The sequence below is a fragment of the Rhodococcus sp. P4_F5 genome (assembly GCF_056401315.1).
Genome location: NZ_JBFUJP010000038.1, coordinates 1 through 26,655 on the forward strand (window position 1 = coordinate 1; position 26,655 = coordinate 26,655).

Consider the following 26,655-nt stretch of genomic DNA (forward strand, 5'->3'; position numbering starts at 1 on the left):
TCGGAGATGAGATCCGGAGTCGTTCCTCGCAAACCTGCTGCCACTCGTCCCGGTCCGCGGGCGGGCGCCCGTCCCACACTTGCACGGCGATCGGCATCTCGAAGTTGTTCTGGTGCGGGCTCAGCACCACCAGCGCCTTGCCGTCACCAGCGCACGGCTGCGCAGCCTGCGCCTGCGCGAGCAGTTCGAGCTCGTCCTCGAAATCCCCGAGGCCGCCGGAGAGACTGAACTGGCCGTAGTCCAGCGCCAGGACCACGGCCTGCTCACTGATCTGACTCGCGCTGCTCATCTCTCGATTATCTGTGAACCTCAAGCGACGTGCTCGTACACAGCTTGCTCAGTGGCCAGCATTCGCGAAGGTGTGCGCCTCGCTAGAGCTGGATGCCGTCGTCAGCGGGCGTCGTTCGCGGCTGCGAGCATGGCCTGGAGTAGTGCTGGCTGAGGTTCGCTATGCCAGGGTGCTGGCGATCGAAGGCTGTCGCGCCGTCGGGGAGGGCTCCGTCAGATTCAGTCATGTCGCCATCGGCATCGGTCCGCGTATCTCTGGTGCCGCCTACCTCAGACCCGCACTGCACCAGGTCCAGTCGTCCCCGATGGCGATGCCGACCGGTCTACGACGATCCCGACGGTCATAGCGAAGATGACGAGGACCAGGCCGACAATTGGTCGGTCTGGGAGTCCTGCGGGTCTTCGGTCGTGCTGCGGTCTGGCCCATACTGCTCAATCAAGGCAATGCGCTGTTGCCGGCCCGAAGGCGATTTTTGATACGCCGGCGATATACGCGGCCGCCTAACATGGCGAGCATGCGTGTGTTGGTCGTCGAGGACGAGCGGTTCATGGCGGAAGCCATCCGCGATGGGCTGCGCCTGGAAGCGATCGCGGCCGACATCGCCGGTGATGGGGACACTGCCCTGGATCTGTTGGGCGTCAACGCCTACGACATCGCCGTCCTCGACCGTGATATCCCCGGCCCCTCCGGTGACGAGATCGCCCAGCGCATCGTCGCTTCCGGTGGCGGCATACCAATCCTGATGCTCACTGCCGCGGACCGGATGGACGACAAGGCCTCCGGGTTCGAGCTCGGTGCCGACGACTACCTCACCAAGCCGTTCGAGCTGCAGGAGCTCGTGCTCCGTCTCCGGGCCCTCGACCGCAGGCGCGCGCACAGCAGGCCGCCCGTGCGGGAGATCGCTGGTCTGCAGCTGGACCCGTTCCGTCGCGAGGTCTACCGGGACGGCCGGTACGTCGCGCTGACCCGGAAGCAGTTCGCGGTGCTCGAAGTTCTCGTTGCTGCCGAGGGCGGTGTGATCAGCGCCGAGGAGTTGCTGGAGCGGGCGTGGGACGAGAACGCCGATCCGTTCACGAATGCCGTGCGCATCACGGTCTCGACGTTGCGCAAGCGGCTCGGCGAACCGTGGCTGATCGCCACGGTGCCGGGGGTCGGGTACCGCATCGATACCGAACCGGACGCCAGAGGCGGGGGCGACGGTGGATAGAGCGCCTGGGTTGGGCGTTCGCCTCAAACTCACTCTCAGTTATGCCGGGTTCCTCATGCTCGCTGGTGTCTTGCTCCTTGCGGCGGTTTGGGTCTTCCTGCTGAGAGGGCGGTCCACGAATTTCCAATTCCCTGATCTGGCCGACTTTGCCCGGGTCTTCGACCCGAGCAACTTCGGTCCCGTGGTGTTTGTCCCAGCAGCGATCTTGGCGCTCGGGTTCTTGCTGGTGTTCGGCCTTGTGGGTGGTTGGATTCTCGCGGGCCGAATGCTTGCCCCGTTGACGCGCATTACGCGCGCCGCGCGGGAGGCGGGGAGTGGCTCGCTGTCATACCGGATCGAACTGGAGGGACGCAACGACGAGTTCCGTGAACTTGCCGATGCCTTCGACGCCATGCTCGCACAGCTCGAAGCACGAGACGCCGCGCAGCAGCGATTCGCCGCCAACGCCTCCCACGAGCTGCGCACCCCGCTGGCGATCACACAAACCCTTCTCGATGTCGCCCGCAACGATCCGAACCGCGACGGCGGCGAGCTCGACGAACGCCTCCGCGCTGTCAACGCACGGGCGATCGAGCTCACCGAGGCATTGCTCCTGCTCAGCCGTACCGACCAACGGTCCTTCAGCCGAGAAGACGTCGATCTGTCGCTCATCGCGGAAGAAGCCGCCGAGACACTCCTCCCGTTCGCGGAGAAGCACGGCCTCAGCATCGAGACCTCCGGGGAGATCGCGCCGGTCATCGGCTCACACGCACTCTTGCTGCAGTTGACTACGAACCTTTTGCACAATGCGATCGTCCACAACGTCCCCGAGCACGGCAGCGTGCAGATCAGCACCGCCATCGGTTCCGAGTCCGTCATGCTCACGGTCGAGAACACCGGCGACAAGCTCAGTCCACAGTTGGTCTCGACACTCACCGAGCCGTTTCAGCGCGGCACTTCTCGCACCCGCGGGGACGATGCGAGGGTGGGCCTTGGCCTGGCGATCGTCAAGAGCATCACTCAGGCACACGACGGATCCCTCACGCTCAGCCCCCGAGCTGCCGGCGGGCTCTCCGTCGTAGTGCGACTGCCCGCCGCTCAGCGACGACCGTAAGCACGTGCCGGGCCAGCAGCGAACCCACGTCGGGTGCGCCGGCTGCCAACGCATGAGCCGACATCACCGCTCTCCGCTCGGTATCGGCGAGCAGCGGGATCAGAGTGGTTTCGATCCATCCTGCGTTGAGATCGGCATCGTCGACGATCACCGCCCCGCCGGCAGCAACGACCGCCTCGGCGTTCAAGCGCTGCTCACCGCCGCGCAGCGGCAGCGGCACATAGGCGGCCGGTAAGCCGACAGCGGCGAGTTCGGCGCACGTCATCGCCCCCGAGCGGCAGATCGCGAAGTCGGCTGCGGCGTAGGCGTACTGCATCTCATCGACGTACGGGACGACGACGTAGGGCGGGTCGCCGGGGTCGCCGTCGGGCGGCTCGACCATGCGCTGTGGCCCGGTGATGTGCAGCACCTGCACGCCGGCCGCCCGCAACGCTGTTACAGCGCCGGCCACGGCGGCGTTGATCGCTTGGGCTCCCTGCGAACCGCCAGTGACCATCAGTACCGGCTCATCCAGGCGCAGGCCGAACCGTTGTCGAGCCGCCTCGCGCAGCGCGGCCCGGTCGAGCCTGGTGATCGCCGGCCGCAGCGGGATACCGATCGCGCTGGCGTGAGCCAGCTGGACACGGGGCGCGGCGGTAAAGACGTGGGTCGTCATCCGGGCCGCCAGTCGGTTCGCCACTCCAGGCCGGGCATTCGCCTCATGGACGACGATCGGCATTCCCCGCTGGCGTGCGGCAAGATAAGCGGGCATGGCCACGTAGCCCCCGAAGCCCACCACGATCTCGGCCCGCACGCGGTCGAGTACGGCTCCGGTCGCCCGGACGGAGTCGCGCAGTTTGCCCGGCGTGTGCAGCAGGTCGCGGCTCAGCTTGCGCGGCAGTGGCACGGGCGGGATAAGTTCGAGCGAATAGCCGCGGGCAGGGATGAGCGTGGTGTCCAGGCCACGGACAGTGCCGAGCGCGGTGATCTCGGCCGTGGGCTCCAGCAGGCTCAGCGCGTCGGCGAAGTTCATCGTGGGCTCTATGTGCCCGGCCGAATGGCCGCCCGCGACAACGACGCGCGGTGCGGGTTCGCCAGCCAGCATCACGATGCCCCTCTGACCAAGATTCCTCGGTTGGCATGAAACCGCTCGAACACATGCATGGGCAGCGATGCAGAGTCTGAATTGTGGGAGTAGCCCGACGGATTATGAAACCGCACCACTCCATCATCGACTGCATAGATCAGCACAAGATGGCCTCCTCGTCGCGGCTCGTAGGTGTTGGGATCGCGAATCTCGGGTGATACCGAAGCGATCATGACCTGCCCGGGCCGCAGCTCTCGGGCCGATACCTGAATCGGGGTGTGCTCGACCAGTTGGCAGTCGAATCCGAATTGTGTGCTGACCCATGCCATGAATGGCCTGTAGAGCAGGCCGTGGACCTTGCCCGAAGGCTCCACCACATAGCAACCCCACTCGACGGCCAGCGCAAGGAGTTCGCCTATCGACAGACGGACGTCAGTCCAGCCGTGGAGCAGCGACTGGAGACACGCCAAGCCGCAGACCTTGCGGGACCAGAACAGGTACTCCTCGCTCGAGGGGTATCCGTCGGAGGCCCAGTCGTGCAGTTTCGATGGATCGGTGTGTCGCAAGAAGACCTCCAGCCCCGATGGGCCGGTGCGCCGCATCACGACCTCGTCGTTGTTCGCCAAACGCCCCCACTGCGAGACACAATGGAGACCCATCACGTGATCGGAAAGTCGAAGTAGACATCTGGATATGGTTCGCGTTTCAGCGTGTAGTGCCACCACTCGCAGTCGTACCGATCAAACCCGCAGTCCTCCATGATGGAACGAAGAAGCTGACGATTCTCGGACTCGATTGGCTTGATTCCTCGCGCTCGATGACCTGAGATCGGGTCCATGAGGTCGTGGTCGCCACCCATAGGAGCAAGTTCACCGGTCGCAAGGTGATAGAGCGTCAGGTCAACGGCGCCGCCCCTACTGTGGCCCGACTGGGTTGCCACGTATCCCTTTTCGAGCATCTCGGGTCTGTCGATATTGGGATAGTGCCGCTGCTTCGTCTGGCCATCCTCCGGCTGTTCTGACCAGCGTAGGAAGCAGTCGACGGCGCGTCGAGGACGGTAGCCGTCCCAGAGAAGCAACCCGAAGCCGAGGGAAGCTGCCTTCTCGCGTGCTTGCTCGAGGGCCGCGCACAAGGCCCGGGTGCCGACGATTCGATTCGCGAGGTAGCCGTCTACCGGTTTGCCGGTGAAGTTGTCCCACGTGGCGTACTTGGCATCCCAGCGGACTCCGGGCACCCAGTCGTCGACGTAGACGAAGTCGTCGTTCATCGCTTCTTCCCGTGCATTGTCATCGAGATGAGCCGGTCGATCATGTCGGAGATCGGCAGTCCCGCGGCGGCCATCATCCGCGGGTACCGGCTGTACGACGTCATGCCGGGCATGGTGTTGACCTCGTTGAGGACCACCCGCCCGTCGTCGGTGAGGAACATGTCAACGCGGGCAAGTCCCTTGCAGCCCAGGGTGCGGTAGATGACCTTGGCGGTCTCTTGGACGAGCCGGCGCGATTCGTCGGAGATGTCGGCGGGAACGATGAAAGTCGAGTTCTCCGATCCGGTTTCGGGTGAGTCCTCCTGGTGGATCCTGAAGAATCCGTGCGAGAGGTCGACGCGGTCCACCTCCCCAGTGATCAGGCCGAATCGTTCACCCATGACGGCGCAGCCGATCTCGCTGCCGGCCACGGCTTCTTCGATCAGGACCTTCGAGTCGTACTGTCGCGCCGCGCTCAGCGCGTTCGGCAGCTCGTCTTCGCGGGTGACCTTGCTGACGCCGAAAGATGAACCCGAACGGGCCGGCTTTACGAAGACGGGATAGCGAAGATGATCGGCGTCGACCTTCTCGTTCTCCGCGACAACCCAAAAGTTCGGCGTGGCGATTCCCGCGCTCTTGGCCACGGTGTAGGCCAGGGACTTGTCCATACACATCGCCGAGCCCTGGATGTCGCAGCCGACGTAGGGGATGCCGGCGAGCTCCAACAGGCCTTGGATCGCGCCGTCTTCGCCGAGCTTGYCGTGAAGTACGGGGAAGACGAGGTCGAGGCGCACGGTTTCGTAGCCCCCCTGCTCCATGACCAGCAGGCCGTGCACACTTCGATCGGGTGACAGCACGGCCGGACAGGCGCTGCGATTCTCCCAATCCGCGTCGGGGCCGTCACAGAGCTTCCACTCGCCGCCGGTCGTGATGCCGATCCAGAACGGTTCGTACTTCTCCGTGTCGAGACTTCTTGCCACCTCTCGCGCCGACTTGATGGAGACGGGATGTTCTTCGGAAGCCCCTCCGAAGATGACCCCGACCTTCACTCTGCTCATGCTGTTCTCCCACTTTCAAAGTTCAGGCAGTTGACGAGGCTGTTTTCGACGGTGTCGTTCAGGGCGTGGTCTGTGTAGTAGGCGGAGTGCGGACTGATCAGCACATTCGGCAGGCGCTGTAGCCGCACCAGGGCCTTGTTCTCGATGAGCTTTTTCCTGCGGTCGGCGTAGAAGATCCCTTCCTCTCCTTCGACGACATCGAGCGCCGCGCCGCCCAACCGGCCGCTCTCCAAGGCGGAGAGGAGGGCCTCGGTATCGAGCAGCGGTCCGCGACCCGTGTTGACGATGTACGCGCCGTGCTTCATCTGGTCGATGCGTTGGCGATCGAGGAGATGGTGTGTGTCCGCGGTGAGTGGAGTGTGGAGCGTGACAATGTCGCTCTGCCGCAGCAGTTCATCGAGCGGAACGTAGTCGGCGGAGGCGTGAGGCCCGCTGTCATGTGCCAGCACTTGGCAGCCAAATCCCTGCAGCCGGTCGATGACTGCTGTGCCGATGCGCCCTGTTCCGATCACCCCGACGGTCAAGTCGCGCAGCTCCCTGCCGCGCGTCTCATTCAGCCGGTAATCATGCGTATCGGCGCGGCGGACAATTGATTTCGCGTGGCGTACGGTCATCAGCATCAACATCAGTGTGTAGTCGCCCACGCTGTCGGGCGAGTAGTCGACGTTGCCGACCGAGATGCCGATGCTCGCCGCGAATTCCACGTCGATGTGGTCGTACCCGACGCTCCTGGTGGAGATGTACTCCACTCCGACTCGGCTCAGCGCCAGCAGCGTGGAACTGTCGATCTGCGTCTTGTGGCTCACGCTGATGCATCGGTTGCCACGCGCCAGTTCAGCGTTGGTTTCACTGACCGCTTCCTCGGTGATGCTTGGCGTTAGCCCGAGGCGGGTTCCCATCTCGCGGAACAAAACGGCTTCGTCGTGACCGCATCCGAAAACTCTGACCCCAGTGGTCGGGACGGCGGAGGATGACGAATCGTCGAGCGCTCGGACGCGTCGCTCCGCGATCACTTCGCTGTCGATCAAACCCAGGTCGCTGTAGGACATGCCGAAAGTCAAGACAACGCGGTGTTGCCAGCGCGTATGCAATTTTCGATATGCGGACGATATGCCGCCCGTGGGGTTGCGTTCGGAAGCGGCATGCGCGGAACGAAACAGCGGCAAGATGTCCGCGCTGGCGCCGTAGCCTGAAGAAGCTCGCGCCCACGAGTTACGCTCACGAGTTACGCTCACGAGTTATGTGAGCGCGGCGGCGACCTCGTCAAGGCGGGCCCCGCGGGAGGCCTTGACGAGCACTACGTCTGCGCGGGCTGCGGCGTACTCCCCGACGGCGTGGTGTTCGGCCCGTGTACACCGCGAAGAATCCGCCGGCGACGAGTCCAAACGCAACCCAGCCTCACCCTGGAACGCAAGCTGTATGCCTGCTGGCGACGACGTCACCGTTTCAGCGCGCCCGCCCGCCAACTACTCGGCATCGCCACCACCAACGAACAGACCAATAGCTAAGTCGCTCAGCCCGTTCCGGGCACGCCGAACTGACAGGTCTATGCGCTCATATGAGCCGCGTCGGTGCATGACTATGTCGGCAGCGGTCTGCGCACGGGTTTGATGCGGGGCGGTCCGGCCACGTCTCATGTCGTGACGAACCGCATCACCAGTTCATCAAAGAAGGCAACTGAGCCTTACCTTATGCACCGTGTCTCAACGTGGGGTATCGATACCGTCTCAACCGCCGCGTATCCCATGGTCGTTGTCTCATCTTTCGGCGCGGGCAGCAACCACCTCACCTCACCACCACCACTGTCGACTTGCAGCGAAGATTAGCGAAACGCGACGCTAGTTTAACTAGCGCGGTTCGACGCGATCCTGGGCTCTACCTGCGATGTCTACGGTCAACTGGCGTCCGATGTCGGGCGAGGAGTACTGCCGGATCCCTGCAGTGTCCGGACACGAACGCGTCGTGTTCCTGGTGTGGGACTGACGGTCGCCGCCTTCACTCCATCTGGCTCCAGGGGCGTGGCTCCAGCAACCCGACCATAATCGAGTCATGAGTGTCCCCGCGCCTGAATCCCCCTCGTTCGAGCATGTCGACTTCGAGGCGCTCGATTCGTTCCGTTTCCCGGACGGCGGCGGGTACCCCCAGAGCTACCGCGAGTTTGTTCGCTCCTGCGGCTGGGCCCGCACGTTCGGCCTGTGGCTCATCTACCCGCCCGTGCAACCCGGTTTCGCAGACGGGCGGGCCCGTGCAGCGAACCTCACCGAGCACTTCCACACGGTCTTCCGCGACGGCGAAGAGGAGGAATTCGACTGGATGATCGAGCCCGACGGTAGCTGGGACCTCGCCGAACGACTCGAAGTCTTCGGCTGGAGCGAGAACGGCGACCTTCTCCTCTGGGACGTCGCAAGCCGCAATGCCGACGAGGAGTTTCCGGTGTGGGAATCGCGCGGCATGAACACCCTCCACCTGCTCGGCTCGAGCCTTGACGAGGCGCTTCTCAAGCTGCGCGAGCGCTCCGAGGCCCAGGTCATTGAGCCGCTGAGACCTGCCCGTCTCTGACCCACAGCTCATCCGGATCCGCTCGAGGCTGAGATCCGCCGGGACGCCACCGCGACCCGAGGCGCTCCGGCGTCAAGCAGCAGCGCCTGCAAGCCACGGACACGTTCACGTCGCGCTACACGCCGATCGCTCGCTCGCTCGCTCGCTCCGCGTTTACGTAGACCTGAGCCACAGAGCCAGAACCGACTGCGCTCACGCGCCAAGTCTCGACATCCTTCCCGGCATTGAACACGAGCGTCAGCGCCGTCGCTGGCGCCTCGGGCAGAAGTGCGAACCGCGGTTCATGAAGGCCTCCCGCACCATCGGCGTGCCGCAACGCGGGCACGGCTTGCCGGCGCGCCCGTAGGCGTTCAGGGAGTGCTCGAAGTACCCGGATGCCCCGTTGACGTATGACCGCAGGGTCTGCCCATCGCCCCCGACTGAACACCGCCTTCTCCGCGGTGGTCACACATGGCGAAGATCGATGTCCGAAAGCGACTTGGGCACGTACGGGATTGGACGAGATGCACTTTCTACGTTCTGTTCGCCATCGTCCGCGAGTGCATTGAGGTCGGCAGCCTTCTTGTCGGAGATACTCACAGGCGCATCGTCTCTCGCCGTGTCGACGCGATGCAATCGGCCAGGGGTGGGATCCATTGCTGTGCGGTCCGTGAACGAGCCGGTTGTGGGGTCATGGCGTAGCAGATTCGCCACCTTTCGATCCGGCGGTACACCTGTATTGACGGGCTTCGCCGACTCTCCCGAGATCCGTCAAAGTAGCGGGGCGCGTCCCGTCAATCTTCGCTGCGTCTCGACACTGGTACACATGTACCTCACGAAGGTGTCCGGTTCGGGAGCGCTCGTCAACGAGATCCGTGACTTCCACCCGGCAGGTTTCCAGTTGGTGAAGGCTCGCCTGAACGTCAAATGGCTGATCGGGAATCAGCAGTGGGAGGACGTCACCGGTACCGCCGTCGTCGGTAACAACGCCGTCATCGCCAAGGGCGGCGGGTGGACCACCGCAGGTGGCGGAGTCATCGCCTTGGAAACCACCTACAAGGTCCCGGATAACGCCACAGTCGGCTCCAAGCTCGACAGCGGCGCCGGCACCAACATCGTGCTCGCGGCTGGTGACTGGAACATCAACCCGATGGGCGTGTGCGTCACCGTTCGTCCGCCGAACCCCGTCGAGGCCGGCTCGGGCAGCCTCGAGGATCTGGGCTTCGGTTCGGTGAACACCGGATCGGGCCAGGTCTTCGGATCCGTCACCGACCCGCAGGGTTCGATCACCAACGTGGTCGGCGGAAATCCTGGGCAATGTGCTCGGCAACCTGAGCTGACTGAGCGCGCCCGTGACGGGCGCGCTCGGCGCGTGACGACGAGGACCTCCGGTTCGAGCGTGTCGTGTCCCGGACACGACGGTCGACCGGAGGTCCTCGCGTTCGTGTGCGCTGCCTCGGGCTCGCCTCGACGGCTCACAGTCGACTGCGAATCAGCTTTCCGGTGACGGTTCTCGGCAGAGCGGCCACGAACTGGACTTCACGCGGATACTTGAATGCGGCCATCGAACGGCGGCCGTACTCGATGAGATCCAGCTCGCGGAGTTCCGAGCCGTCGCGGACGACGACGAAAGCCTTCACCGACTCGCCTCGGTAGTCGTCCGGAATGCCAACCACCGCAGCTTCTTTCACGTCGGGATGGTTCAGTAGAACCTCTTCGACCTCGCGCGGCCAGATCTTGTAGCCCGATGCGTTGATGACGTCGTTCTTGCGGTCCAGGACGTAGAACCATCCGTCCCGGTCCATGAACCCGACATCGCCGGTCGGAAACGTGGTTGTGCCGGGGACGGTTTCGCCGTCGTCGGGGTTCGGCCAGTATCCGTGGGCCACCTGTGGCCCTGTGGTCACCAGCTCGCCCACGTCGCCTACCGGAACGTCCTGGCCGGAGTCGTCGACCACGCGTACATCCGTGTTGTACACCGGGATTCCGACCGAGAGCACCCCGGTTTCGGCGTCCACCGGTGCTCGCCGTCCGAACGGTACGGCGTGCGATGGGGAACTCGTCTCGGTCTGGCCGTACATGTTGTGGATGTACTTGCCGAATACGGTTTCGAGGCGGTTCAGAACGGTGGGGGAGACCGGCGCACCGCCCGAATAGAGCGCAGACAGCGAGTCGAGGTCGGTGGCGTCCGCCCCGGCATCGGCCAGCGCGATGTAGGCGGTGATCGCCGCCATCGCGAACGTCGGTCGATGCTCACGAACGGAATCGAGCATCACCTCCGGGTGGAAGCGGTGAGTCAGCACGAGCGGTGATCCCAGGAGGAATCCCACCATCACGTGTCCGACCAAGCCCGAGACGTGGAACAGTGGCGAGAGCCCGAGCACACGGTCGCCCGGAGCCAGTCGCGCCCAGTCCCGGTAGACCTGCGCGCTGAAGACGAGGTTGCGATGAGACAGCATGGCACCCTTCGGAAAACCGGTGGTTCCGGAGGTGTACATGATCATCGCCAACTCTCCCGGCCCCGGGCTGTCGGTGATCGTCGGACGGTGCGCGCGGTGGTGGGCGGCAACCAGTTCGTACAGGTCCGTGGCGCCGGTCGGGATCCGGCGGCTCGCGGCGAACAGGCGGGCGTCGTTGCGGCTCTGGCCGTCGAGTGCCGACACGGTGACGATGTTGCCGATGGGACATTCATGAAGCGCTGCCTGAGCAACGGTCTCGAACACGTCCTCGAGGATCAGAATTGCGTTGGGACGGCAGTCGCTCACGAAATGGGCGAACTCCCGTTCCTTGCACATCGGGCTGAGCGACACGGATGTGCCGCCCGCACGCCACGCCGCGACGACACCGATCAGGAACGCCGGGTTGTTCTGCGTGCACACCGCCAGGCGGTCTCCGCGGCCGAATCCCCGTTCTTGGAGGTGACAGGCCAGAGCATCCGCCGCCGCGGACAGTTCACCGTAGGTGAGCGTGCCGTCGAAGTAGTGGATGGCGACGTCCGCCGGCGCCCGCTGCACGGCGGCGTCGAACATCGCCAACGCGTTGTCGAAGTCGGGAGTGATCGAATCGGGATGCTCGGCGGGGAAACTGGCGAGCCACGGCCTGTTCGGGGATGTCACCTTCTCACCTCTCTCGATCTCGCACTGCTTGCCGCCCCGGAGGACGCTCGGCGAGACGCACTAGACCCTACGACACGGAGACATCATCGGACGCGGTGATCCGATCGCTACGATGTTCAGCATGGCTGAACGAGCTGCTGTCGCTGTGGGCCCGAATGTGCGCCGCGAGCGAAACCTCGTGGGCGTGACCCTTCGCGAGTTGGCGGCACGGATCGGCGTCAGCGTCGGAACGATGAGCGCGATCGAGAACGACAAGGTCTCGCCCACGCTGATGCGCCTTCAGGAGATCGCCGACGAACTCCAGATTCCGATCAAACGGTTGCTCAGCGGGCCGGTCGCCGATTCGTCGCCGCCGGCCCCGGATCCGGCCGCAACCGACGCGGGCGCGTGGCGTGAATTCGCGCCGTTGTCGGTTGATCCGGTGTTACGTTCGGCAATAGATGTCTTCACGGAGACCGGCTACCACGCCGCGACCATGCGGATGATCGCCGACGGCGCCGGCATCAGTGTGGCCGGCGTCTATCACCACTACCGCAGTAAGCAGAGCCTGTTGGTCGCCATCTTCGAGTTGATCATCGAGGAGGTGCAGGTCCGCTTGATTCGCGCCCGTGACGAGGGCGGAGCGGATCCGGTCGAGCGCTACTCGAACATGGTGGAGGCGCTCGCGCTCTATTACGTGGTGCGCAGCGACATTGCGGTGGTGGGCACCAACGAGACACGAAGCTTGGAAGAACCGGCAGCGGGCCGCATCGCTGCGGAGCGCCGCGGGATGCAGGACTTGATGGACACCGAACTCGATCGGGCGGCCGCCGCGGGTGCGGTCGTACATCCCCGGCCGCACACGACCGCGCGGGCCGTCACGACGATGTGTGCTGCGCTGCCCCAGTGGTTCGACCCGACCGGGCCCCTCTCCCCGGAGCAGATCGCGCAGGAGTACGCCGGTCATGCCCGCGCGATGCTGGGCATGCGACCGGCGTACTCCTAGCGTCGATCAGTCGCCTTCGGCGTCGGTGACGCGCCGGTGTCGCTGCATGCCGGAGATCCAACGATCGATGTCGGCAGCTTTCCGTGCTCGGAAGTCGGCCACCTCGGCGTGGGGAAGAACGAGGAACTGGTTGTGAGCGACACCGTCGACCGCTTGGCGGGCAACCTCTTCCGGTGTCATCACTTCCCCCGCCCGGGTGATCGTGGCGGCGGCCGATCGCATCTGCCGGTCCGATGATTCGGAGGCGTCACCGATCATCGCGGTCGCGATGCCCATCGGGCACACGCAGGTCACCGATACGCCGAGGTCGCCGTACGTCACGGCGAGCCACTCGGCGAAACCCACGACGGCGTGCTTGGTCACCGAGTACGTCGGCGAACCCAACTGCGTCAGCAACCCCGCCGCCGAGGCGATGGACACGAACCGACCGCCGCCTCGCTGCAGCCACGACGGGACGAGGAGGCGGGCGGCACGGACGTGCGCCTGGACGTTGACCTCCCACGAGGTACTCCACTCCTGCTCCGTGGCATCCAGGCCGAAGCCCTGGAAGACACCGGCATTCGCGACGTACAGGTCCACCGGGCCGAATGTCGAGTCGGCGAGCGCCAGGGTTCGTTCGATGTCGTGCGAGTCGGCGGCGTCGCCGGCGATCCACTCGACCCGATCGCCGTGTACCCGACGCAGCGTTTCGCCCGCCACCTGCAGGCCGTCTTCGTCCCTGTCGGCCAGGACCACACGACATCCGCGACCCAGCAACTCGCGCCCCAACGCGAACCCGAGGCCGTGGGCAGCGCCGGTGACAACGGCGACCGACTCATTCAGTTCGGGCCCCATCACAGCGCTCCCGCCGCTGGAATTCCGTTGTCGCGGAAAGCCCGCCGCAGGATCTTCCCGGTAGCGGTCTTCGGTAGCTCGGAGACCACCACGATCGAGCGCGGATACTTGTATGCGGCCATGCGCTCGCGACAGAACTGGATCAACTCCTCCTCGGTCGCCGACGCGCCCGAGGCCAACGATACGAATGCCTTGACGGTCTCGCCGCGGTACTCGTCGGGAACGCCCACGACCGCTGCCTCCCGCACGGCGGGGTGCCCGTACAGCACGTCCTCGACCTCTCGCGGCCACACCTTGTAGCCGGAGGCGTTGATCATGTCCTTCTTGCGGTCGACCAGATAGAACCATCCGTCCGCGTCCATGAATCCGACATCCCCGGTACGCAACTCACCACCCGGCATGGATGCGGCGGTCGCCTCCGGATTGTTCCAGTAGCCGGGGGCCACCTGGGGACCGGTCGCGGCGAACTCCCCGATCTGTCCGGCGGAAACCTCGTTGCCGTTCTCGTCGAGAACCCGTACGACGGTGTTGAACACGGGCACGCCGACCGAGAGGGCACCGGATTCGTGATCGACGGGTGCACGCATCCCCGCGGGCACCGCGTGCGTGGGCGAACTGGTCTCGGTCAGCCCGTAGATGTTGTGGATGTAGGTCCCGTACATCGATTCCAGGCGGTCTGCGACCGCCGGTGCCACAGGTGCACCGCCCGAGTAGATCGCCCGCAACGACGAGAAGTCGTCGGGACACGCGCCGTCCGCGCCGGCGAGTGCGATCAAGGCGGTGATCGCTCCGATGGTGAACGCCGGACGGTGCTCTCGGATCGAATCGAGCATGACCTCCGGCTGGAAGCGGTGCGAGAGGACGAGCGGTGACGCGGTCAGGAACGCCACCATGATGTGCCCGACGAGTCCGGAGATGTGGAAGAGCGGGGCGATTCCGAGCACGGGATCGCCGTCACGCAGATGCGCCCAGTCGCGGTATGTCTGGGCGTTGAACGCAAAGTTCGCGTGAGTGTTGACGGCGCCCTTCGGCTTGCCGGTCGTACCCGAGGTGTAGGTGAGGATCGCGAGGTCGTCGCCGTCGATGCTCACCGGGTCGGGCTTTCGCCCGTCGTGGTTGCCGATGATGGTGTACAGGTCAGCGGTGGCGAGGCTTCTCCGGGTCGCTCCACCGAACAGGCGACCGTCGTTGCGGCGCTGTCCGTCGAGCGCCGACGTCGTCACGACCAGTTCTACCGCCGTTTCTTCCTGTGCGAGTACGGGTTCCGCCACCGACTCGTACAAGTCGTCGAGGGCGAGCAATGCACGCGCGCCCGAATCCTGCAGCAGGTACGTGACCTCGCGCTGCTTGTTCATCGGATTGACGGCGACGGCGGCACCGCCGCACTTCCACGCTGCCAGCAGTCCGATGACGAACGCCGGGTTGTTCTGAACGAAGAGCGCCAGGCGATCGCCACGGCCGAAGCCCCCGCGTTGCAGGTGGTTCGCGAGTGCATCGGAGGCGGCATCGAGTTCGCCGAAGGTCGCCGATCCGTCGAAGTACCTGACGGCGGGCATCGCCGAGGCGCGCCGCACCGCCGATCCGAACACCTCGAGACCGTTGTGGAACTCGGGGGCGATCTCGGGGCCGAGTCCCTCCGGGTAGAGGCGCAGCCAGGGACGGTCCCGGTAGGTCACTTGATCACCACCGGGTTGACCGGGGCGCCGGTGGCCTGATGAATCTTGAGCGGGGCTGCGACATAGAAGAACTCGTAGGTTCCGTCCGAGGCGCAGTCGGCGGCGAGACTCTCGAGATCGCAGATCTCGGTGAACGCCACGCCGAGGTTGCGCATCAGGGCGTTGTGCAGGACCAGCGCCATCCCGTTKTGGGGATCGGTGGTCACCTCGTTCGCAATGGTGTCGGTGACCAGGTTGGGAATCTCCTTGTCCCGGAACCATTCGACCAACTCGGGGGAGTAGACCAGGCCCGGCTCGCAGAAGTCCGCGTAGAACGCCTCCCGGTCGCGGAAGAACATCTCGAGATGGTTGGTGCGGATGATGATGATGTCGCGGTTGCGGATCTCGATGCCCTGTCGTTCCGCGCAGGCCTCGAGGTCCTTGTGGTCGAACGTCTCGCGCTGCCCGAGGTACTCCTTGTCGAAGTGGCGGGCCATGTCGAGCAGGATCGCCCGGCCGACGATTCCGCGCCGGGCGATCGGTTCCACGCTGGCCTTGGACATGCCGCCGACCGTGCTGCGGGCGTCGTAGCCGTTCCAGATCTTGCCGTCGTACCAGACGTGGCCGAGGGCGTCGTACTGCGTCGAGCCCTGCAGGAAGGCCTCGATCTTGTCGTCGGCGTAGTGGAGGCCGCCCGGGAAGCATGGGCCCGAACCGCCTTCGTCCCAATCCGATTCGTCGTAGATCATCTCGCGCTCGGCCGGCTCGCGGCCGGGCCACACCGGATCGCCCTTCGGGTCGCCGATAAGTCGCTGGAGGGTGAAGACCGACCCCCGTCGGATCAACGCCGCACCGGCGAGGACCTGCTCCGTGGTCAGGTAGTTGAGGCTTCCGACTTCGTCGTCGGCCCCCCACTTGCCCCAGTTGCTGGGCGATGCTGCCAGCAGATCCGTGAGATCTGACAGTTCGATGTCGGTCGACATGCGCTTCCCTTCCTCCCAATGAACTGAACCGAGCGATCGTTCGGGTTGTTCAGTGAGAGGGTGGCAGGCGGAAGGCTGCGTAGTCAACCCCCAATTGGGCGTGCGGCACTACCGTGCAGGGTCGCGTGTTCAGCCAGAATGAACAATAGGGGGCCGCCTGTTCCCTTGGGGCGGGTGGAACGCGCAGTCGCTGGAATCGTCAGGACTGCGGAGGCTCGGGTCGGCATCGAGCTCCGTCGAGATAGTGCCCGTACTTGTGTTCGGTGGTGAAACTGTTGATGTACTTGTGGAGCTCGCGGTCCGCGAGGAGGGCGGCGAGCGCCTTCGCAGCTTCGGTGTTCGGTTCGATCCCTCGCGCGTTGATGGGTTTTCCATCGGAGATGAGTGCGGGGTCGAGTTCGCCGGCCTGGAACACCACCCCGAGGATCAGATTGTTCGCTTCGGCACGGGCGTCGGCAGCAGCTTGGAAGTAGTCCAAACGCAGCTGGGTGCATGGATCCGCATCGTCGGCGCATCCCGCGACTGCCGTCGGGGCGACGAGAATCATTGCGGCAGAGGCGATCCGCATCCGTGGCGCCCTTGGCATTGTGACCATTTGACTCATCGTCCAGTGGTAGGGGTGGGTGGTTCGGTGAGGAACGGATCGGGTTCGTACGGGGCGCAAGCCTTGTCGCGCTGCTCACTCAATGACGGAATATTTGCCCTCGACTGCAGCAAGGGTCCGGTTGGCGTGCGACGAGTAAGCCTTGTCCAGGACCGCGTCGTGGCAGATGTGGCACCAGCTCGACCAGAGCTGCGAAAAGGACATATTCGCCAGGAATTTCGGCGACAACTGTCGTGGAAGATCTTGAAAGCTACAGGCCGATCGGACAAGAAGATCCGGAACCTACCACCACCACCACCACTCTGAGGGCTCCAGCGTCGTGTGGGATTGGGGTGGTTCGCCGCCTCCGGTGGGCTCGCTTGCGCCAGTGCGACGTACCCGTTCTTCGGCGCACAACCGACTCATACCTGTGACTGCGTTCTCGACAACCACGGGTGGGCACCTCGCACTGGAATCCGGCCTCGAGCATGGTTTGGTGCGCCGCCTCGACCGGCTGTCTTCGGTCACTGGCTGGTTGCGCAACCGGTTGAACTGAGGTGGACGGAGCCACGCAAGTTCCGTCACGTGCCGGATCTGCTGTCGATCGATGCTGATGGCGCTGTGCCCCTCTGGGACGTGCGGAATCCTCGACGGCTGGATGAAAAGTTCACGCTGCAGTCGGACAGGACCCGCTCAACCTGTTGTGGCTACACGGATATCGGAGAAGGCCGAAGTGACAGGGTGGCGTCGAGGCAGCCATCCTGACTACCGACGCGGGCCATGGTGTGGTGTTGGACGATCTGTTTGCGCTCGACGACGGCTCGGGGCGGACGAAGTCATCGGTATGGCACCTCGTCTGGAACGGGACACTTCGGGTCGACTTGGAGTCGAAGCTGACCGAGCGCACGTGAAATGGCGCCGGGAAGCAGCGAGGGCGTTCGACGACCTCGCTTCCGACGTCGAGGCCGGTCGCCAGCCTCACCCGACGTGCACGGGGGAGGAGATGGCGCTGCACCTGATCCTGCGTCGTGCGTCGGATCTGTATCGCGACGGTCACTTCCACGACCAGTTCGCGGGCATCCCGAACATCGTGACGATGCCGACTGGGACAGCCCGTTGGACTACCTGTTGGAGAACCACGATGTGCTGACTCTGTTCACCGGCGTCACGCCCGACGACGGAGTCAACCTCGATCCACCGGCCTGGTTCGAGGCTTTCGAGCCGCTCCGCACACGTGGCGCTCTGCGCGGATTCAGGCGGTAGCCCCGCGGTCGTCAGTCCGGCACTCTCGCCTCCCGGCGACGTACTGAACTACTCCCGACGGCCACCTCGAGTGCACCCCCGCGATGACTGTCGGCCGCAGAACTCGCCGATCGCGCAGGAGGACCGGGGGCCGCATCTCCCCTGGCTGAAATGTCGTACTCGCTCGATAGGCTCTGTCCCCGATGACTACTAGAGCAGACGGCGGCAGCCGTCCATTTCAGGTACACCTCGGCGGGATCATCGAGCTTCTCAGCGCGAGCATCTACACCGGGCCGCAGGTCTTCATCCGTGAGCTCCTGCAGAACGGGTGCGATGCGATCGCGGCCCGTCGCGACCACGAGCCCGGCCACGTCGGCACCATCCGGGTGCTGCCCGCAGACGAGGCCGGGGCCGTGTTCGCGGTCGAGGACGACGGCGTCGGACTGACCGCGGCCGAGGTGGGTGAGCTGCTCGCGACGGTGGGCCGCAGTTCCAAGCGCGACATCCTCGATCTGCCCCGCACCGACCGTCTCGGCCAGTTCGGGATCGGACTGCTCAGCTGCTTCATGGTGAGCGACGAGATCCGGGTCCGGTCCCGGTCGGCCACCGGTGCGCCCGCCGTCGAATGGGTCGGGCGCGCCGACGGCACGTTCACGGTGACCGAGCTCGCCGACGAACTGCCGGTCGGAACCCGGGTCGAACTGTTCCCCCGCCCGGACTCCGCCGGACTCGTGTCGCGCGTGGGGGCGCACGAGCTGGCCGACCGGTTCGGCCGGCACCTGCCGGTGCGGGTGACCGTGGCCGGCGAGACGGTGACCCGCCCGGCGCCGTTCCTCGAGCGCACGACAGTCCCGTCGCCCGAGCTGCGCGAGCTGGGCCGGGAGATCGTCGGTGCCGAGCCCTTCGCCACGATTCCGCTGCATGTCCCGTCCACCGGCACGCGGGGCACCGCGTTCGTGCTGCCGTTCCAGCTCTCCCCCGGCCAGCGGCAGTCGAGCCGCGTCTACCTGGGCGGCATGCTGCTGTCCGAGCGCATGGACGACCTCCTGCCGGACTGGGCGTTCTTCGTGCGGTCCGTCGTGGACACCACCGGGCTGCACCCGACGGCCTCCCGCGAGTCCCTGATCGAGGACTCCGCGCTCGAGGAGACTCGCGCCGAACTGGGGGCCGCGGTTCGCCGCTGGGTCATCGGTCTGGCGGCGGAGTCGCCGCGCCGGCTGGCGGCGTTCCTGTCCGTGCACCACCTGGCGTTGCGGGCGCTCGTCCTCCACGACGACGAACTGGCCCGGTTCATCGTCCCTCACCTGCCGATCGAGACCACCGAGGGGCACACGACCTTCGGCGAGGCCGCCCGCCGCGGCACGGTGCGGTACACCCGGACCGTCGACGAGTTCCGGCAGCTGGCCGGGATCGCCCGCCCCGGCGCTCCGATCGTCAACGGCGGCTACGTCTACGACGCGGAGATCGCGGCCCGGCTGCCGGAGTTCGTGCCCGGTGCCGCAGTCGAGATCGTCACCGTGGCAGACGAAATCGACCACCTCGACGTGCCGCCGCTGTCCGAGCGGGCTGCGTCCCGCCGCCTGCAGGAGCGTGCCGACGCCGCGCTGGCGGACCTCGACTGCGCGACCGCGGTGCGGGCGTTCCAGCCGGAAACCGTCCCCGCCCTGTACGTCGCGGACGAGGCGGTGCTCCGGAACCTGCGGCGCGAGCAGGCCGGCGAGTCGGCCGGTGGATTCTGGGCCGATGTCCTCGGCCGGGTGGAGGACGCAGCGGCGGCCTCCGGTGCCGACGCCTCCGGTCGGCTGGCCCTGAACTGGCGAAATCGGTTGGTGCGTACCCTCGCCGCCGTCGACGACGATGCGGTGCTGTCGCGGGCGGTGCGAATCCTCTACGTCCAGGCACTGCTCGCCGGGCACCGGCCGCTGCGGGCGGCCGATCGTTCGGCCCTGACCGACGCCATGACCGACATCGTGCACCTGTCCGTCGGTCTCGACGCGGGCGTCGTCACCGATCCCGGACCGCACTCCCCCTCCACCATCGACAAGGACGACCATGCCGACTGAGACCACCCTCGACGCACTGATCAGCGAGATCGACTCGACGTCCTACGGACCGGCGGAACGCGAACTCATCGAGCGGGCGATCACGCTCGCCGAGGAGAACGGCGACGAGGCCGCCGCCTACGCCGTGCGGATGCGCCTGATCCAGTCCGCCTCCATCACAGGCGACACCGACGCTCTGCTCACCGCTTTCGCGTGGTGCGTCGGGCGAAACGCCGCCGACCCGGCCACCTTCGCCACGGAGGTCGACGACCACGACCTGCTGTGGTTCCACAAGTGGATCGCCGACGCGCTCGCCTCGAACCCGATGTTCCCGCGGGCGACGATCGCCGAGTCGATCGAACAGATGGAGACCGCGTACCGGCAGGCCGGCGTCGGCCTGTCCGGGGTGGTGCAGACCCGGTTCTGGCAGGCATTCGAGGCGGGCCGGATCGAGGAGGCCGCCCGTTACCTGGAGGAGTTGGGACGGACCCCGCGCGACGACTACAGCCACTGCGAGGCGTGCGTTCGTTCCGAGGAGGCCCAGTTCCGGCTCGCCACCGGGGACCTCGAGGCCGGACTGGCCGTCGTCCAGGAGATGCTGGACCAGGACATGGGGTGCGCCGACGAACCGGAGCGGGCGATGGCCCACACGCTGGTGCCGCTGCTCGAGGTCGGTCGTCTCGACGATGCCGAGCAGATGCACATGCGGGGCTACCGACTCGCGCGCCGCAACGTCGACAACATCGACATGATCGGGCAGCATCTGATCTTCCTCTCGGTCACCGGAAGCGCCCAGCGCGCGCTGGAGATGCTCGAGCGGCACATCGGCTGGCTGGCGCACGACAACCTCAACGCGGTCGCGCACCTCGACGCCCTCACCGCCTTCGCGGTGACGTGCACGGCCGCAGACCGAGCCGGGATCGGCCACGAGCACGTCCGCGGGGCCGACGCGGAGCCCCTGCGCCGGTTCTTCGGCGCGCACACCGGCCCCTGGACCGTCGCCGAACTGGCACAGGCGTCCTGGCGTGCCGCCGAGGAACTCGCGACCCGTTTCGACGAGCGCAACGGCACCGAGCGCCGCAGCGAGAGGGTCGCCGCCGCAAGGACTCTGGCTGGGCAACGCTGGGACCTGCCGATCGGCACGACACACGCTGTGCCGGCCCCTCCGGCCTCGGCGGACCCGGCCGCGACGACGGCCTTCGTCGACGAGGTGACGGGCGCGGGCCCGCTGGACGAGCAGGTCGACACGATCCTGGGCGCCGAGGGCGGGGATGCGGCGCTCGCCTGGCTCGAGTCCGAACTGACCCCGTCGACCGCCCCCGGACGCCGCACGGTGCTGTTGCGGTTGCTGGCCCAGCTGCTGGCGGGCGGCGGCCGGTTCGAGGAGGCGCTGACCGCAGTCAATGCCGCGCTCGACCTGTCCGTTGCCCACGCTGCCCGGTCCGTGACCGCCCCGTTGGCTGCCCTGAGCGCCCAGATCTGCGACGACCTGGGCCGGCTGGACGAGGCGGCCGGCCGACTGCGCCTGGCCACGCGCGAGGCGGATCTGGCCGGCACCGAGTCCGTCGGCCACCGCTACCGGCTCGGCGTGACGCTCGTGCGGTCCGGACGCCCCGACGAGGCCGTCGACGAACTCACGACGGTGGCGGAGATCGAGGAAGCCCGGGACACCGAGCCCGCATCCCGTGCCCTGACCCTGCTGTGGCTCGGCTACGCGAGGCGCGACGCCGGCGAGCCGGGGGCAGCGGTCGCGGTGTGGGCCGAGGGCCGGGAGCTGGCCCGGGCGGGCGAGGACTACGCGGTGGCGGCACGGGTCGGCAAGGAACTCGGGCTTCTGATGATGCAGTTCGACGACGAGGACGCCGTCGAAGCCCTCGACGGCGCGGTCGAGGACGCCCGGAAACTCACCGATCAGCCGGACGCGCTCGCCGACCCCCTGCACGCACGTGGGCGGGCTCGGTGCCAGTTCGCCGATGAGGACGGGCTCGAGGACCTACGGGCTGCGGCCGAGCACGCCGACCCGTGGACCCGTGCGGACATCGAGGACTCGACGGCTCGGGCACTGTCCCAGCTGGGCCGGTTCGACGAGGCGGTACGGACGGGGCTCGCCGCCTCCGACGCCTACGCCGCAGCCGAGGACGTTGTCGGCTCCGGCAGCGCACTGATCGTCGTCGCGCAGGCGTTGCTGTCGACCGACCGCCACGAGGAGGCCCTCGCGGTGCTCGCCGACGCCGCGCCGCGGGTGACCGAGGCACCGCGGCTCGCGGTCCGGGTCGCGCTGATGGAGGGCGACGCCCACGAGGCTCTCGGCCGGCACGACGCCGCAGCGGCCGCGCGGGCGCGGGTCGACGGCTGACGTGATCTCGCCGCTGCGGATCCGGATCACGCCGTCAGATCCGCGGCGGTGAGCTGCCGGGCCACGCTCAGCCCCCATCACGTCATCGGCACTGCCGCGACGGCGTCACCCCAGGGCCTCGCGGTCGGCATCGGCCGGTACCGGCGCTTGGCGGACGGCGGTACGCAGCCCGTGTACCCGCGCCACTGAGTCGGCCACGGGAGCCGCCGAGCCCGCGAGAAGCCGGCCGGGCCTGGCTCACGGCGGTGTCGTGGATGCTGTATGCCACGACCTCAGATCAAATCGCGGCGACGATCCTCGTCGTGTGCTGACCAGGAACAGCGCCGCCGACCGCATCCGGGTCGTCAAAGCTGCGCTCGATTGCTACCCCGCGGCGGTTGTTCCGGCTCCTCGCCGGGGTGGCTGTTTTCATGCCGAGACAGCAGCGACGACGCCCTCGGGTATGGCGATCGCGCGTTTGAGGATCTTCCCGGTGGCACCCTTGGGAAGCTCGTCGACCAGCCAGATGTGCCGCGGGTACTTGTAGGGCGCGACACGTTCGCGGACGAAGATTCGCAGTTCCTCGGGCGTCGTTCGTGAGCCGGGCCGGAGTACGACGGCAGCGCCGATCTCCTCGCCCAGGGTGGGCGCGGGAATGCCGAGGACGGCGGCCATTTCGACGTCGGGGCACTCGTAGAGGACCTCTTCGATCTCGCGTGGGTAGATGTTGAATCCGCCGCGGATGATCAGGTCCTTCTTCCGGTCCATGATCCAGTAGTGCCCGTCGGTGTCGACCCGGCCGAGGTCGCCAGTCCGGAACCAGCCGTCCGAGAGCGCTGCCGCGGTGGCGGCGGGCTGACGCCAGTAGCCCTTCATGACGTTGTGGCCGTGCACCGCGAGTTCGCCGACCTCCCCGACGGCCATTTCCCGCCCGTCCTCGCCGAGCACGCTCATTCTGATGCCGTCGATCGGCGTACCGATACTGCCGGCCTTGCGCATCGCGTCCGGATGGTTGAAGCACGCCACCGGTGAGGTCTCCGACAACCCCCATCCTTCGAGGATCGTTGTGTCGAACTGTTTCTCGAAGGCATGCAGCGTCTCCACCGGCAACGCCGCGCCGCCGGACACGCAAACCCGCAGCGCGCTCAGGTCACAGTCGGCACGGTCGGGGTGCGCGAGCAGCGCGGCGTACATCGTCGGCACGGCGACGAATACCGTGACGCGGTCGCGGGTCAGGACCTGCAGTGCATCTGTGGCGTCAAATCGGGGTAATAGCGTGAGGCATGCGCCGTGGGCGATGGCCGAGGTCAGGGTTACGGTCTGCCCGAACGCGTGAAAGAGCGGCAGGCCACCGAACACGACGTCGTCCTCGGTGAGCTTCAGCAGGTTGGTGCTGGTGACCTCCTGATTGCGCATGAGGTTGTGATGAGTGAGCTCAGCGCCTTTCGGCTTGCCGGTGGTACCCGAGGTGTAGAGGACGACCGCGGTGTCCGAGGGCCTGCGGAGCTCAACGGCGGCCTGGGAATCATGCACCGGCGACCGGTTCGTGGCCGAATGCGTATGTACCGTCACGCATTCGACGTCGGCCAGCGCCGCGCCGGGGATCGCTTCTGCGGCCTCGTGCCAGGCGAGCAACAGCGCTGCCGTGCTGTCGGCGAGTTGGTGCGCGACTTCACGGGGTTTGAGGAGCGGATTCATGGGCACCACGATCGCGCCGGCCCGCAGGATCGCGTAGTAGGCGATCGCGAACATCGGGACATTCGGCACCATCATTGCGACGCGATCGCCGGACCGAACCCCGCGCTCGCGCAGTTCGAGCGCCAGTGTGGCGCTGGCTGTCTCCAGTTCGGCGTAGGTGAGTTGCTGCTCGCCGCAGATCACCGCGATCCGGGTGGGGTGCCGCCGGGCCGAGGCCGTCAGTGTGGTTGCCAGATTTGTCACGCTTATAGACCTGCCGATCGATCGGTTGTCACTGTGAAGTGCCTAACTATCGATCCACCTCGCGTACGATGTCAACCGATCGATCGGTAGGCAAGCAAAATCGGAGCATGACGGAGGAGTCTCGCGTGGATGTGTCTGTGTGGAAACCGCGGCGGGTGGCCGCAGTGCCCGTGGAACTGCCAGAGGGCGTGGCGCCTGCCGGAACGCGGGGGACGATACTTCGAGCCGCACTGGCACTCTTCGCCGAATCCGGATACAGCGCGGTATCCATCCGTAGGATCGCCGGCGAGGTCGGGATCACCTCGGCGAGCCTGTATGCACACTACCGGGCCAAGGAACAGATTCTGGCCGAGCTGGTACTGATCGGACACCGCGAGCTACATGCACGGCTGACGAACGCACTGGCGGCCGCCGAGCCCGCAGCGGTGGCCCAGCTGTCGGCGTTGGTTCGCGAGCATGTGCTGCTGCACACGGATTTCCCCCTGCTGGCCGTGGTGACGAACTCGGAGCTACACGCGCTACCGGAAGAGCTGGCCGCCCCCGCGTTGGAATTGCGGTCGTCGTGCAGCCGACTGCTGCTCGATACGCTCGAACGCGGTGTCAGCGACGGCGCCTTCCGAATCGAGAGCCTCCAATTGGGTGCGATAGCCATCGGCGGGATGGCCCTGCAGGTGGCGCAGTGGTTCGGGCCGGACGAGCCGTTCACCCCGGACGAGGTGGCCGACAACTATGTTCGCTACGCCCTCCGCATCGTCGGAGCGGACGAAGGAGCGGTGCGATGACACGCACCGCGCAGAGTGTGGTCGTCACCACCACCGACGGAGCGGTACGCGGCCGGACGGATCCGACCACGGGTGTGGTCTCCTTCAAGGGAGTTCCCTATGCGGCTGCACCGGTCGGAGCGCGCAGGTTCGCTCCACCCCAGCCCTGTCCCCGGTGGGACGGAGTGCGAGACGCGAGCGAGTACGGACCCACCGCACCGGCCTCCCCGTATGCACCTCCCTACGATGCGCTGATCTCCGAAGTGTTCATCCCGGGCGAGGACTACCTGAACCTCAATGTGTGGACACCGGATCCGAACGGCACGGCCCCGGTGATGGTATGGATCCACGGTGGTGCGTTCACCAACGGCTCCGGTTCGACCCCCGCCTACGACGGCACCGCATTCGCCCGCGACGGTGTCGTGCTGGTGACCATCAACTACCGGCTCGGCGTCGACGGGTTCGGACATCTACGCGGGCAGGCCACGAATCTCGGCCTGCGCGACCAGATCGCGGCGTTGCGCTGGGTTCGCGACAATATCGCAGCCTTCGGCGGCGACCCCACGGCTGTAACGGTATTCGGCGAATCCGCCGGCGCGATGAGCATCGGAGCGCTACTCGCCTCCCCGCAAGCCGAAGGCTTGTTCCAGCGCGCAATCCTGCAGAGCGGCGCGGCCCACCACACGATACGGCCCGAGACCGCCGAGCGGATCTCGGAAGAACTGGCTTCCCTGCTGGGGATTTCGCCAACCCGGGAAGCCCTCGCCACCGTGCCCACGGACCGGGTACTGGCCGCCCAGCAACAGTTGCGGGCCGCGGTGTCAGCCGACCCGAATCCGCAACGGTGGGGTGAGGTGACGCGCAACCTCATGCCGTTCGAGCCCGTGGTGGACGGCGAAGTGCTCCCGGTCGCGCCGCCCGAAGCGATAGCGGACGGCGCGGGCGGCGACGTCGACGTGCTGATCGGATGCAACACCGAGGAATTCCGCTACTTCCTGGTTCCGGTCGGCGCGATCGACGCGGTCACAGCCGAGCTGTCGCATGGCGCGGTCGCCGCGTACGGGCTCGACCCCGATGTCGCGCTGCCGGTCTACCGAGAGGCCGATCCGAATGCCGGTCCCGGAGACCTACTCGCGGCCGTCGGCACCGACTGGTTCTACCGGATACCCGCTATCCGGTTGGCCGAGGCGCATGCCGACAACGGCCGGGGACGCACCTACGCCTACGAATTCGCATGGCAACCACCGACGTTCGACGGCCGACTGGGCGCCTGCCATACCGCCGAGATCCCGTTCGTCTTCGACAACCTCGGCCTCGGGGGGTTCGAGAACGTGGTGGGAGCACGCCCGCCGCAGGACTTGGCCGATACCATGCACGCCGCGTGGATCGCATTCGCGACACACGGCGATCCCGGCTGGGCGCCATACGCCGTTCGTGACCGAGCAACGATGCGCTTCGACACCGTCTCCGCCGTGCAGACGGATCCGCATGCACCGCAACGGCAATTGTGGAGCGGCATCCGGTGACCACCGCTGCCCGCCTCGTCGAGTTCGGCCACGTGCGGCGATCGCGGCGAGGCAGCGGCACCGCTGATCGATGCGCTCGTCACCCCGTCGAAGACCATGCCTTCGACGGGGTGACATCCGCTATGCGCAGCGCACACAGTGCCGCCAGCGCGGGA

21 protein-coding genes and 2 pseudogenes are annotated in these 26,655 nt (G+C 66.4%); 9 read left to right on the top strand and 14 right to left on the bottom strand.

The window, feature by feature from the left end; all coding sequences use genetic code 11:
* Positions 1 to 289, bottom strand: a pseudogene (locus AC1DU4_RS16080) (hypothetical protein); the annotation flags it as partial.
* Between the two features lie 514 nt (positions 290 to 803).
* Between AC1DU4_RS16080 and vanR-O the strand changes: the two are divergent.
* Entirely contained in the window at positions 804 to 1,496 is a 693-nt protein-coding gene (vanR-O, locus tag AC1DU4_RS16085; RefSeq protein ID WP_077043363.1) for a vancomycin resistance response regulator transcription factor VanR-O, read from the top strand.
* Positions 1,489 to 2,589 carry a vancomycin resistance histidine kinase VanS-O gene (gene vanS-O, locus AC1DU4_RS16090; protein WP_477841415.1) on the top strand — a complete coding sequence of 367 codons (1,101 nt, stop codon included), beginning with the start codon at positions 1,489 to 1,491 and terminating at the stop codon, positions 2,587 to 2,589. Before vanR-O ends, vanS-O begins: the two co-directional genes overlap by 8 nt.
* Here the strand turns inward: vanS-O and AC1DU4_RS16095 are convergent.
* Genes AC1DU4_RS16095 through vanH form a run of 5 tightly spaced genes read right to left on the bottom strand, consistent with a single transcriptional unit; the run spans position 2,522 to position 7,008 of the window.
* On the bottom strand, positions 2,522 to 3,673 hold the full coding sequence (locus AC1DU4_RS16095; protein WP_477841416.1) for a UDP-N-acetylglucosamine--N-acetylmuramyl-(pentapeptide) pyrophosphoryl-undecaprenol N-acetylglucosamine transferase: 1,152 nt from the start codon (positions 3,671 to 3,673) through the stop codon (positions 2,522 to 2,524). The genes vanS-O and AC1DU4_RS16095 overlap by 68 nt on opposite strands.
* Positions 3,673 to 4,281, bottom strand: a complete 609-nt coding sequence (locus tag AC1DU4_RS16100; RefSeq protein WP_477841418.1) for a hypothetical protein — start codon at positions 4,279 to 4,281, stop codon at positions 3,673 to 3,675. The genes AC1DU4_RS16095 and AC1DU4_RS16100 overlap by 1 nt, the downstream gene beginning before the upstream one ends.
* A gap of 32 nt (positions 4,282 to 4,313) precedes the next feature.
* Complete coding sequence (gene vanX, locus AC1DU4_RS16105) at positions 4,314 to 4,922, bottom strand: D-Ala-D-Ala dipeptidase VanX (protein WP_477841419.1); 609 nt, start codon at positions 4,920 to 4,922, stop codon at positions 4,314 to 4,316.
* A complete protein-coding gene (vanO, locus tag AC1DU4_RS16110; protein ID WP_477841421.1) occupies positions 4,919 to 5,959 on the bottom strand; it encodes a D-alanine--(R)-lactate ligase VanO in 1,041 nt (346 codons plus the stop codon). Before vanO ends, vanX begins: the two co-directional genes overlap by 4 nt.
* Positions 5,956 to 7,008, bottom strand: a complete 1,053-nt coding sequence (gene vanH / locus AC1DU4_RS16115; protein WP_477841423.1) for a D-lactate dehydrogenase VanH — start codon at positions 7,006 to 7,008, stop codon at positions 5,956 to 5,958. Before vanH ends, vanO begins: the two co-directional genes overlap by 4 nt.
* A 1,000-nt stretch (positions 7,009 to 8,008) precedes the next feature.
* On the opposite strand from vanH, the gene AC1DU4_RS16120 reads away from it, so the two are divergent.
* Complete coding sequence (locus tag AC1DU4_RS16120; RefSeq protein ID WP_097210873.1) at positions 8,009 to 8,518, top strand: hypothetical protein; 510 nt, start codon at positions 8,009 to 8,011, stop codon at positions 8,516 to 8,518.
* A gap of 237 nt (positions 8,519 to 8,755) precedes the next feature.
* Here the strand turns inward: AC1DU4_RS16120 and AC1DU4_RS16125 are convergent.
* Both AC1DU4_RS16125 and AC1DU4_RS16130 read right to left on the bottom strand, forming a co-directional pair.
* Positions 8,756 to 8,905 (bottom strand): annotated as a pseudogene (locus AC1DU4_RS16125) (zinc finger domain-containing protein); the annotation flags it as partial.
* Positions 8,906 to 8,962: 57 nt separating this feature from the next.
* Positions 8,963 to 9,097, bottom strand: a complete 135-nt coding sequence (locus AC1DU4_RS16130; RefSeq protein WP_477841425.1) for a hypothetical protein — start codon at positions 9,095 to 9,097, stop codon at positions 8,963 to 8,965.
* Between the two features lie 70 nt (positions 9,098 to 9,167).
* Here AC1DU4_RS16130 and AC1DU4_RS16135 point away from each other — a divergent pair, with 70 nt between their 5' ends.
* On the top strand, positions 9,168 to 10,004 hold the full coding sequence (locus AC1DU4_RS16135; RefSeq protein ID WP_477841427.1) for a hypothetical protein: 837 nt from the start codon (positions 9,168 to 9,170) through the stop codon (positions 10,002 to 10,004).
* On the opposite strand, the gene AC1DU4_RS16140 is transcribed toward AC1DU4_RS16135, so the two are convergent.
* Positions 9,973 to 11,526, bottom strand: a complete 1,554-nt coding sequence (locus AC1DU4_RS16140; RefSeq protein ID WP_477841429.1) for a class I adenylate-forming enzyme family protein — start codon at positions 11,524 to 11,526, stop codon at positions 9,973 to 9,975. The two genes, AC1DU4_RS16135 and AC1DU4_RS16140, sit on opposite strands and share 32 nt — an antisense overlap.
* A gap of 208 nt (positions 11,527 to 11,734) precedes the next feature.
* Here AC1DU4_RS16140 and AC1DU4_RS16145 point away from each other — a divergent pair, with 208 nt between their 5' ends.
* Positions 11,735 to 12,598, top strand: coding sequence for a TetR-type transcription factor C-terminal domain-containing protein (locus AC1DU4_RS16145; protein WP_477841431.1), 864 nt, complete (start codon positions 11,735 to 11,737; stop codon positions 12,596 to 12,598).
* Positions 12,599 to 12,604: 6 nt separating this feature from the next.
* On the opposite strand, the gene AC1DU4_RS16150 is transcribed toward AC1DU4_RS16145, so the two are convergent.
* From AC1DU4_RS16150 to AC1DU4_RS16165, 4 genes are all read right to left on the bottom strand, one after another.
* Positions 12,605 to 13,432, bottom strand: a complete 828-nt coding sequence (locus AC1DU4_RS16150; RefSeq protein WP_477841433.1) for an SDR family NAD(P)-dependent oxidoreductase — start codon at positions 13,430 to 13,432, stop codon at positions 12,605 to 12,607.
* Positions 13,432 to 15,108, bottom strand: a complete 1,677-nt coding sequence (locus AC1DU4_RS16155; protein ID WP_477841434.1) for a class I adenylate-forming enzyme family protein — start codon at positions 15,106 to 15,108, stop codon at positions 13,432 to 13,434. Before AC1DU4_RS16155 ends, AC1DU4_RS16150 begins: the two co-directional genes overlap by 1 nt.
* On the bottom strand, positions 15,105 to 16,070 hold the full coding sequence (locus tag AC1DU4_RS16160; RefSeq protein ID WP_477841436.1) for a cyclase family protein: 966 nt from the start codon (positions 16,068 to 16,070) through the stop codon (positions 15,105 to 15,107). Before AC1DU4_RS16160 ends, AC1DU4_RS16155 begins: the two co-directional genes overlap by 4 nt.
* Before the next feature lie 199 nt (positions 16,071 to 16,269).
* Complete coding sequence (locus AC1DU4_RS16165; RefSeq protein ID WP_477841438.1) at positions 16,270 to 16,617, bottom strand: hypothetical protein; 348 nt, start codon at positions 16,615 to 16,617, stop codon at positions 16,270 to 16,272.
* Positions 16,618 to 18,098: 1,481 nt separating this feature from the next.
* On the opposite strand from AC1DU4_RS16165, the gene AC1DU4_RS16170 reads away from it, so the two are divergent.
* Together AC1DU4_RS16170 and AC1DU4_RS16175 are read left to right on the top strand one after the other, a co-directional pair.
* Positions 18,099 to 19,958 (top strand): HSP90 family protein, encoded by a 1,860-nt coding sequence (locus tag AC1DU4_RS16170; RefSeq protein ID WP_477841440.1) that lies wholly within the window; start codon positions 18,099 to 18,101, stop codon positions 19,956 to 19,958.
* Positions 19,948 to 22,293 (top strand): ATP-binding protein, encoded by a 2,346-nt coding sequence (locus tag AC1DU4_RS16175; RefSeq protein WP_477841441.1) that lies wholly within the window; start codon positions 19,948 to 19,950, stop codon positions 22,291 to 22,293. The genes AC1DU4_RS16170 and AC1DU4_RS16175 overlap by 11 nt, the downstream gene beginning before the upstream one ends.
* 408 nt (positions 22,294 to 22,701) lie before the next feature.
* On the opposite strand, the gene AC1DU4_RS16180 is transcribed toward AC1DU4_RS16175, so the two are convergent.
* Positions 22,702 to 24,213, bottom strand: coding sequence for a long-chain-fatty-acid--CoA ligase (locus tag AC1DU4_RS16180; RefSeq protein WP_477841443.1), 1,512 nt, complete (start codon positions 24,211 to 24,213; stop codon positions 22,702 to 22,704).
* A gap of 125 nt (positions 24,214 to 24,338) precedes the next feature.
* On the opposite strand from AC1DU4_RS16180, the gene AC1DU4_RS16185 reads away from it, so the two are divergent.
* Both AC1DU4_RS16185 and AC1DU4_RS16190 read left to right on the top strand, forming a co-directional pair.
* Positions 24,339 to 24,995 carry a TetR/AcrR family transcriptional regulator gene (locus AC1DU4_RS16185; RefSeq protein WP_477841445.1) on the top strand — a complete coding sequence of 219 codons (657 nt, stop codon included), beginning with the start codon at positions 24,339 to 24,341 and terminating at the stop codon, positions 24,993 to 24,995.
* Positions 24,992 to 26,500, top strand: coding sequence for a carboxylesterase/lipase family protein (locus tag AC1DU4_RS16190; protein ID WP_477841448.1), 1,509 nt, complete (start codon positions 24,992 to 24,994; stop codon positions 26,498 to 26,500). The genes AC1DU4_RS16185 and AC1DU4_RS16190 overlap by 4 nt, the downstream gene beginning before the upstream one ends.
* Positions 26,501 to 26,655: the final 155 nt, after the last annotated feature.

Coding starts and splice junctions, on each gene's coding strand:
- AC1DU4_RS16150 (WP_477841433.1), bottom strand. CDS start 13,432: ATGGGGCCCGAACTGAATGAGTCGGTCGCCGTTGTCACCGGCGCTGCC.
- AC1DU4_RS16095 (WP_477841416.1), bottom strand. CDS start 3,673: ATGCTGGCTGGCGAACCCGCACCGCGCGTCGTTGTCGCGGGCGGCCAT.
- AC1DU4_RS16140 (WP_477841429.1), bottom strand. CDS start 11,526: ATGTTCGACGCCGCCGTGCAGCGGGCGCCGGCGGACGTCGCCATCCAC.
- AC1DU4_RS16190 (WP_477841448.1), top strand. CDS start 24,992: ATGACACGCACCGCGCAGAGTGTGGTCGTCACCACCACCGACGGAGCG.
- vanH (WP_477841423.1), bottom strand. CDS start 7,008: ATGTCCTACAGCGACCTGGGTTTGATCGACAGCGAAGTGATCGCGGAG.
- vanR-O (WP_077043363.1), top strand. CDS start 804: ATGCGTGTGTTGGTCGTCGAGGACGAGCGGTTCATGGCGGAAGCCATC.
- AC1DU4_RS16120 (WP_097210873.1), top strand. CDS start 8,009: ATGAGTGTCCCCGCGCCTGAATCCCCCTCGTTCGAGCATGTCGACTTC.
- AC1DU4_RS16170 (WP_477841440.1), top strand. CDS start 18,099: ATGACTACTAGAGCAGACGGCGGCAGCCGTCCATTTCAGGTACACCTC.
- AC1DU4_RS16165 (WP_477841438.1), bottom strand. CDS start 16,617: ATGATTCTCGTCGCCCCGACGGCAGTCGCGGGATGCGCCGACGATGCG.
- vanX (WP_477841419.1), bottom strand. CDS start 4,922: ATGAACGACGACTTCGTCTACGTCGACGACTGGGTGCCCGGAGTCCGC.
- AC1DU4_RS16145 (WP_477841431.1), top strand. CDS start 11,735: ATGGCTGAACGAGCTGCTGTCGCTGTGGGCCCGAATGTGCGCCGCGAG.
- AC1DU4_RS16175 (WP_477841441.1), top strand. CDS start 19,948: ATGCCGACTGAGACCACCCTCGACGCACTGATCAGCGAGATCGACTCG.